Annotated in this window: 5 protein-coding genes; all 5 read left to right on the top strand. The window is 56.3% G+C overall.

The genetic code is table 11. From position 1 onward, the window contains the following. A partial coding sequence (locus BLW97_RS20025) for a (2Fe-2S)-binding protein (protein ID WP_242947779.1) occupies positions 1-414 on the top strand: 414 nt, incomplete at its 5' end. Next, positions 411-1,439 carry a DNA-binding protein YbiB gene (gene ybiB, locus BLW97_RS08880; protein WP_024893704.1) on the top strand — a complete coding sequence of 343 codons (1,029 nt, stop codon included), beginning with the start codon at positions 411-413 and terminating at the stop codon, positions 1,437-1,439. The genes BLW97_RS20025 and ybiB, both read left to right, overlap by 4 nt. Positions 1,440-1,453: 14 nt before the next feature. Next, positions 1,454-2,242 carry a uroporphyrinogen-III C-methyltransferase gene (cobA, locus tag BLW97_RS08875; protein WP_024893703.1) on the top strand — a complete coding sequence of 263 codons (789 nt, stop codon included), beginning with the start codon at positions 1,454-1,456 and terminating at the stop codon, positions 2,240-2,242. Between the two features lie 10 nt (positions 2,243-2,252). Next, entirely contained in the window at positions 2,253-2,609 is a 357-nt protein-coding gene (locus tag BLW97_RS08870; RefSeq protein ID WP_024893702.1) for a sirohydrochlorin chelatase, read from the top strand. Between the two features lie 4 nt (positions 2,610-2,613). Continuing rightward, entirely contained in the window at positions 2,614-3,192 is a 579-nt protein-coding gene (locus BLW97_RS08865) for an ANTAR domain-containing response regulator (protein WP_024893701.1), read from the top strand. The last annotated feature ends 10 nt before the right edge of the window (positions 3,193-3,202 follow it).

Genomic DNA, 3,202 nt, shown 5'->3' with positions numbered 1-3,202 from the left:
TGGGACCAGGCTCTCGGCATGGATGGTCTGGAAGTGCTGGATTATGACGATGCCCGCCGCCATGTGCGCAAACGCCTTTGTATGCAGGGCAAGCAACTGCTGGCTGTGCGCCTGTTTGGTGAAGACGGAACCCGCGACTGGCTCCGCGAACTACTGCTCAGTGGTACCGATGTTGATGCTTACCGTCATGCCCTCTTGGCGCCCAAAGTACCCCCGGATATGGCCGCCTGGTCACGTTCACGGGGCATTTGTGCCTGCACGGGCGTCAATGAAGAACAACTGCGGCACAGTATTGCGGCGGGCAACATCACCTTGAGCCAAATCGCCCAGGATTGCGGTGCCGGAGGTGAATGTGGTTCCTGCAAACCGGAAATCATGGCGATGATTCGCCTGATCCATCAGGAGGCATCATGACGGCGAAATCGAATATGACCAGCCTCATCGGCCGTGTCGCCCGAGGCCGTGAACATGCAGAAGACCTGGACTATGTAGAAGCCAAAAAACTGTTTACGGACTGGCTGCACGGCGATTTACCGGAACTGGCCATGGGTGCCCTATGGACGGCCTACCGCATCAAGGGCGAAAGCGTCGAGGAATTACGCGCTTTTGCCCATGCTCTGGAAGAAAATATCGAACCCATCGCTTTCCAGCACAGCTGCCGGCCGGTCATTTTCCCCAGTTACAACGGCACCCGGCGTGGGGCCAATCTCTTGCCGCTGCTGGCTATGACCCTTACGCGTTGTGGCGTGCCGGTGCTGATGCACGGATTCTCTGCGCAGCACGACGCCCCTGATCTCCTCTGGGCCGATCATGATCCATCCGGGCGGGTATACAGTGCCGACATTCTCCGTGAATTTGGACTGGCCAGTGCGGAAAACAGCCAGCAGGCCAACACCCTTCTGCATCTTCAGGGTCTCAGTTATCTGCCGGTGGATACCCTTCATCCCGGTCTGGGCAAAATGCTGGCCTTGCGACAACAGCTCGGGGTGCGATCCAGCGTACATACTATCGTCAAGCTTTTTAATCCTTTCCAGAACCCCGCCGTACATTGTGCCGGCGTCACCCATCCGCCCTATTTGCTGCGCCTGCAGGAATATTTCCAGCGGGAACAAAGTACGGCACTCATTTTGCGGGGAAGCGAAGGAGAATGTTTTGCCAACCCCAAACGCCGTCCGGATTTGCATGTTTGTCAGCAGGGTGAATCGGTTCTCTGGATGGAAAAAGACACGCAGCCCCTGCAGCAAATGCCTGCACTACCTGAAAATCCAGACATTTTGGCCACCTGTCGCCATATGGAGGCCGTACTGAATGGACGCTTGCCGCTACCTTCGCCTCTGGTCGATCAAGCCTTATGCCTGCTTTGCCTGAGTGGGCGCTGCGCGGACATGGACAGTGCACGTCATCATCTTGCCCATCACTTTTCTCGTTACGCAGCCTGAACTGGAGTCTTCCCATGCAAACCTGCACAACCCCATTTCCTGTTTCCATTGTCGGTGCCGGCCCCGGCGACCCGGAACTCCTTACCCTCAAAGCCGCAAAGCGCATTGCGGCTGCTGATATCATTTTTTATGATGCCCTCGCCAATCCCGGTTTACTCGACATGGCACCGGCTGGATGTAAAAAAGTGGAAGTTGGCAAGCGCGGCGGGCAGGACTCCACCCCACAGATACGCATTCATGAACACCTGATCCGTTCGGCCCAACAAGGTTTGAAGGTGGTCCGTCTGAAGGGGGGAGATCCATTTCTCTTTGGGCGCGGAGGCGAAGAATGTCTGGCCCTGCGTGCCGCCCATATCGATTACGAAATCATCCCTGGCATCAGCAGCGGAATGGCAGCAGCGGCTTATGCTGGCGTACCGCTCACCCATCGCCATCGCAGTCAGTCGGTCATTTTCCTGACGGGGCACGAAGCCAGAGGAAGCCATCCTCCAGACTGGTCACGCTATGCCAAGGCGGCAGACACTCTGGTCATTTACATGGGCATCGAACGCATATCCGATATCTGTCAGGGCCTGATGGCGGGCGGTCTGGCTGCTGAAACGCCCTGTCTTGCCGTACAATGGGCGACCATCACGCAAAAACAGGTGCAGGCGCCCTTGCAGCAATTCAGTACAGCCATCCAGGCGGCAGAGCTAGGCAGTCCGGCGATTCTGGTTATTGGTTCCGTCGTGGAATTGGCCGATATTTGTGCGTGGTTTCCCGGTGAAGCCGTTTTACCTGCACAACGCCTGCAACATCCATAAGGAAAAGCGCATGACCGAAGTGCAATTTCTGCTGGCACATGGTTCCCGCAACCCTCAGTGGCGAAAACCTTTTGAGCAGATCGCCGAAAAATTACAGTCAGCCCATCCCGAGCGACAGATTGTTTTATGTTATCTGGAGATGTGGGAGCCGTCTCTGGAGCAGGCCCTGCACTCAGCCTATGCATCGGGTTTACGCCACTTTCGCATATCCCCATTATTTTGGAGCAGCGGTCGTCATTTACAGGAGGATCTGCCTGCACTTCTTGAGCAGGTGCAGGTAACCTTACCCGATTGCCTCATAAAGGTAGAAGGACCCATCGGCGAATCGGAAATCATCATCCAGGCCGCTCTGCAAGCGCTACAATGAGCCCATGCATCGCATCGTCCTGATCGACAATAATGTGGAGCGTGCAGAAATCCTCCGGGAAGCCCTCGCCAGCGAGGGGCAGACTGTCGTGGATATTTTTGGCTGGTCAGCACTTTCCTGGCAACGTCTGGAGAATCTGCAACCCGATGTCATCATCGCTGAAGCGGGCAGTCCTGAACGGGACGTGCTCGAACACATCGTCTTCCTCAGCGAAACCTTGGAACTACCGGTCGTGGTGCTGGGCGCCCCTGAAGATGAAGACACCATGCGCCGGGCTATTCGTGCCGGCGTGGCCGCCTATGTTGCCCACGGCATTTCCGCCCAGGATATTGCCCCCATTCTCAAGGTAGCGGCGCTCCGCTATGCCGAATATCGGCAATTACGCAAAGAACTCAAAGACACCCAAAATGCCCTCTCCGAGCGCAAGCAAATTGAAAAAGCCAAGGGCATCCTCATGCGCGACTTGCAGATTGACGAAGCCGAAGCCTACCGGCGCATGCGGCGGCTCGCCATGGACAAAGGAAAAAAACTGGGAGAAATTGCCGAAATGATCATTACGGTGGGCGAAGCAGGCAGCTCCTGATCTCCTGGCC

This window comes from Acidithiobacillus albertensis, from assembly GCF_001931655.1.
Taxonomy (GTDB): domain Bacteria; phylum Pseudomonadota; class Gammaproteobacteria; order Acidithiobacillales; family Acidithiobacillaceae; genus Acidithiobacillus; species Acidithiobacillus thiooxidans.
The sequence above is the reverse complement of the archived record's forward strand: the minus strand, read 5'-3'. Positions and strand labels throughout refer to the sequence as shown.